General features: G+C 41.7%; 5 protein-coding genes. 3 read left to right on the top strand and 2 right to left on the bottom strand.

What is annotated here, in order from left to right; genetic code table 11:
- Both Q4B82_RS09260 and Q4B82_RS09265 read right to left on the bottom strand, forming a co-directional pair.
- On the bottom strand, positions 1-1,169 hold a 1,169-nt coding region (locus Q4B82_RS09260; protein ID WP_303066179.1), incomplete at its 3' end, for an ABC transporter substrate-binding protein.
- Between the two features lie 10 nt (positions 1,170-1,179).
- Positions 1,180-1,635: an ABC transporter substrate-binding protein gene (locus Q4B82_RS09265; protein ID WP_303066172.1), complete on the bottom strand. Its 456-nt coding sequence runs from the start codon at positions 1,633-1,635 to the stop codon at positions 1,180-1,182.
- 410 nt (positions 1,636-2,045) lie between these two features.
- On the opposite strand from Q4B82_RS09265, the gene Q4B82_RS09270 reads away from it, so the two are divergent.
- The 3 genes from Q4B82_RS09270 to Q4B82_RS09280 all read left to right on the top strand — a co-directional run bounded on the left by Q4B82_RS09270 (position 2,046) and on the right by Q4B82_RS09280 (position 4,674).
- Positions 2,046-2,993: a serine hydrolase gene (locus Q4B82_RS09270; protein ID WP_303066174.1), complete on the top strand. Its 948-nt coding sequence runs from the start codon at positions 2,046-2,048 to the stop codon at positions 2,991-2,993.
- A 224-nt stretch (positions 2,994-3,217) separates the two neighbouring features.
- Positions 3,218-4,066 carry a diaminopimelate epimerase gene (gene dapF / locus Q4B82_RS09275; RefSeq protein ID WP_303066175.1) on the top strand — a complete coding sequence of 283 codons (849 nt, stop codon included), beginning with the start codon at positions 3,218-3,220 and terminating at the stop codon, positions 4,064-4,066.
- Positions 4,066-4,674 carry a hypothetical protein gene (locus tag Q4B82_RS09280; RefSeq protein WP_303066177.1) on the top strand — a complete coding sequence of 203 codons (609 nt, stop codon included), beginning with the start codon at positions 4,066-4,068 and terminating at the stop codon, positions 4,672-4,674. Before dapF ends, Q4B82_RS09280 begins: the two co-directional genes overlap by 1 nt.
- The last annotated feature ends 85 nt before the right edge of the window (positions 4,675-4,759 follow it).

The raw sequence follows: 4,759 nt of genomic DNA on the forward strand, positions 1-4,759 counted from the left end.
GGGTCTTTGTCGGAATAGCCTTGAACATAAGGTTTCACCAAACGCGCACTGATGTAGTGATACGCAAAAATGGTGGCAGCGTCTTTGTCCAATTCCGCTTCGGCTTGTTGATACAAATCGGCGCGTTGTTCGGGGGTAACGCTTGCGCTTAAAGTTTGTTTCATCAAATCGTCAAATTTGGCGGATTGGTATTTGCCATAATTGCTGCTGCTGTCGGATTTAAACGTGTTCAAGAATGTGGACGCTTCGTTGAAATCGGCACACCAGCCACCGCGCGACATTTGGTGTTTTTGCGTGCGGCGTGTGTCCAAATAGGTTTTCCATTCTTGATTGTTTAATGTGGCTTCCACAAAGCCCAATTTTTCTTTCCACAAGGCGGTGGCGGCAACGGCATTTTTCTTGTGGTTTTCGCTGGTGTTGTAGAGCAATTCAAATTTCAATGGATTGCTTTCGTTGTAGCCCGCTTCGTTGAGCAATTTTTTGGCTTCTTCTATGCGTTTTGCCATGTCCCATGTTTTCCATTCTGGCACAAATTCTTTCATGCCTTGTGCGGCTGGGGGCGTGAACATATAAGCTGGCGTTTCGCCACGACCCACAATTTTGCTGGCAAACAGGTCGCGGTCAAAGGTCAGCGACAGGGCTTTGCGGACATTGGCGTTGTCAAATGGGGCTTTTTTGTGATTGTATTCAAAATAATAGGTACACAAATAGGGCGACACTTTCATTTGTTCGCCCATTTCGGTTTTTAAAGAGGCGAATTGTTCGGTGGGAATGTCGTTGTAAGTAACGTCAATTTCGCCTGCTTTAAAGCGGCTCATGTCGGTAACGGCTGAACCGATGGGCAAGAAGGTAACTTGATTGATTTTGGTGTTGGCATCGTCATAATAATTGGGGTTGCGTTCCATGACGATTTTGTCGTTTACCGTCCAAGATTTGAGTTTGTATGCACCGTTGCCCACAAAGTTTTCAGGCAGCGTCCATTTGTCGCCATGTTGTTCTATGGTTTTTTTGTTTACGGGTTTCACGGCAGAGTGAATGAGCGTGTCGGGCAAATAGGGAACGGGTTCGCTCAATGTGATTTCAAGGGTTTTGGGGTCGATGGCTTTGACGCCCAGCGTGTCGGGTTTGGCTTTGCCATCAACAATGTCTTGGGCATTGACCACTTTCACGTCTGCCAAATTAGGTGGAGTAGGGCGAGGCGGTGGCAGGGTCGGTTAAGCGGCGGAAACTGTACACAAAATCATCGGCGGTAATGGGGTCGCCATTGCTCCATTTGGCATCGCGCAGGGTAAATTTCCAGACTTTGTTGTCGGCAGTTTCCCATTTTTCGGCAATGCCTGCGATGGTGTTGCCGTCATTGTCGGTGGTGGTTAAGCCGACAAACATTTGGCGCAAAATATTGGATTCGGGTACGCCACCGACTTTGTGTGGGTCAAGCGATTCGGGTTCTGCGCCATTGTTGATGACGATTTCTTGTTTTTCGGCTAATTCGGTGGATTGGGCGGCAGGCTTGCTGGCTGAACTAGGTGTGGTTGCCGCTGGTTTGTTCTCTCCTCCGCCGCAGGCTGCTAAACCAAAAGCAATGCCTAATGCCAATAATAAGGGCTTAATACGGGTAGTTGGGCTGTTATTCATGGTAAATCCTTCAAAAATTTAAGTGATGCTCTGATTAACATGGATTGAGAAATGCATTGTTTAGAATGACACCTAAAAATATAATGCGTACTCAACAAATGATTGAGTAAAGTCATAATTAACAAAAACCAATTGTTTGACAACAAAGATTTTCTTTTCTGCTGTTTATACTGATAAGATATTTATTTTAAACTGGAAAGCGGTTTATGTTTAATTGAAATCACATGATTTAAATTTAATTATGGTATCTTTAAAATCAAGATTAGAAGTATAAATATTTGCCGTGCAATGTGTTTTTACTTAAATCCCTGCTTTTCAGGCTGCCTGAAAAAGTGTTATCATCAAACAGTTTTTTACAGCCTGCATACGGCGCAAACCAAATTGATTTACGATTCAGAGAACGCAACATCATGTCTTTTTTACGTTTTACTCATCAAACTTGTTTTGCTGCATTATTGTCATGCAGTTTGATTGCACCAACAATTGCTGCTGATAATGAAGACCCTTTGGGGGAGTTTTTGGCAAAACAACTTGCCATTCAAGAAAACAATCCTTATGCCGCCCCTCGTCTTGATCAGCCAAATTATGTTCATCAGCAAACCAATAGCAATTTGAGTGGTTTATCATTGTTGGCTAAATCTGCCTTAATTATGAATGCCAATACTGGGCAGGTTTTGTACCATAAAAATATGGATGCAGTTCGTCCAATTGCCTCAATTTCCAAATTATTGGCAGCCATGGTGGTATTAGATGGTAACTTGGATATGAGCCAACCAGTTACTATTACTGATGCTGAAATTGATCGTTTGAAGGGAACCCGAAGTCGTTTAACCATAGGCACAACACTTACACGTCAGCAACTGCTTCATATTGGTTTGATGAGCAGCGAAAATCGTGCGATGCATGCATTGGGTAGAACCTATCCAGGTGGCATGGCTGCTTTTGTTCAAGCAATGAATGATAAAGCACGCAGTTTGGGCATGAACAATTCTCGTTTTTATGAACCAACTGGACTTGACCCTCGCAATGTTTCTACTGCACGCGATTTAAGCATTATGGTACGTGCCGCCAATCAATATCCACAAATTCGCCAGCTAAGTACAGCACATTCTGGCTGGGTTTACACCCATGACGGCAGGGTTATTAATTATGGCAATACCAATCCTTTAGTGCACGATGCAAACTGGAATGTTAGTGTACAAAAAACAGGTAATTTGAATGAAGCGGGGCAATCTATGGTATTACAAGCACAAGTTGGGCGTGAGTCAGTTGTGATAGTGGTTTTGGGTTCCAAAACCAAATACACAAGAGTAAGTGATGCACGGGCATTAGGTAGCATTGTTTCCCCAGTTTTTTAAGTGGGTCTCTTAAATTTTTAGGCTGCCTGAAACAAAAACAACCGCATGGCGGTTGTTTTTTGCGTAAAATACACGCATTGCTTGAATTTTATAGTAAACCCAATAAAAAAAATTGGACATAATGTATGGGACAACAAGTTGTACTCTACAATTGTCCTGTTTTTAAATAAATTAACTATAAATATGAATTTAAACCATACTAACTAACAAAGTGATCAACAAAAATGAATAAGCTGAAATTTACCAAAATGCATGGTTTGGGCAATGATTTTGTGGTCATTGATGGCATCAATCAAAACTTCACACCCAATACCAATCAAATTGCTGCTTGGGCAAATCGCCATACAGGCATTGGTTTTGACCAACTGTTGCTGGTGGAAAAAAGCAACAAAGAAAACGTGGATTTTCGTTATCGCATCTTTAATGCCGATGGCAGCGAAGTAGAGCAATGTGGTAATGGCGCACGTTGTTTTGTACGTTTTGTTACCGATAAAGGCTTAACACACAAAAAAGAAATTGTGGTAGAAACTGCACGTGGTTTAATTGTGCCACGTCTTAATGAAGATGGTTTAGTAACCGTAAACATGGGAAAACCACAATTTCAGCCAGAAAAAGTCCCGTTCATATTGAGAGCAAATGAAACAGCAGATGCAAATAGTTACATTGTGGTCAATGGTTTAGACAGTGCAGAAATGGCAATTTTAAGCATGGGCAATCCACACGCAGTCATGTTGGTGGAAGATATTGATGATGCCCCTGTTCAAGAATGGGGTAATGCTTTACAAAATCACATGCGTTTCCCAGCGCGTGTTAATGTTGGCTTCATGCAAATACTGAACAATCAACATGTCCGTTTACGCGTTTTTGAACGTGGCGTAGGCGAAACACAGGCCTGTGGCACAGGAGCATGTGCTGCTGTCGTGGCAGGTACACGTTGGGGCATATTGGCTGTCGATAACGATGTAAGAGTCAGCTTGCCAGGTGGCGACTTATTTGTACGTTGGTCTACGGGTCATGATGTATTGATGACAGGTGCCGCAATAGCGGTATTTGATGGCGAAATGGTTTACTGATGATATGGGATTTTCAGGCAGCCACCTTGCTGGTTTATGGCTTGATTTTTGTATGGCAAGCATTTAAACATGTACAAATGCAATGGCTGTGGTCTGCGATTGTGTTGTGGTTAAGTTTAGGTCTGCTTTCTGCACAAATCATGCCCAATGTTTTGGGTATCACGCATTGGGCTAATGCTTTTTTGCTTCCTCTTTACTTGTTTTCAGGCAGCATCTTTTTTTGGATAAACCAAATTGAAAGGCTGCCTGAAAACAACAAACGCCCAAAATGGCGTAGTAAAAATGGCAGCATTTTTTTAAGTCTTTTCGCGCAAAGTTTATTGCTTGTTCATTTGGCATTTCTGTTATTGTCTGTAATGATTGCTTGGACTTATCCAAAAGGATTAAGTGCATTTTTGGCAGCCCACTTATTTAATTTGTACTATTTAAATCCATTGCATCATATGTGTTTACAGGCTTTATTAATGTTTTTATTTGCCTGTCATCGCCACATCAATCATGAGCGTGCTGATGTTTTTAACTTAATACAACTGAAAATGGGTTTTTTGATTACCTTAACTTACTTATTAGCAGCATTGGGAAAACAACTGATACACAACTACCATTAAAAACTCAACAGAACACACATTAAAATAATAGGGACTGTACTAGATAACCAGGGAAATTCAATTTAGATTAGAATAATCCCTATGA

This window comes from Alysiella sp., from assembly GCF_030525755.1.
Lineage (GTDB): Bacteria > Pseudomonadota > Gammaproteobacteria > Burkholderiales > Neisseriaceae > Simonsiella.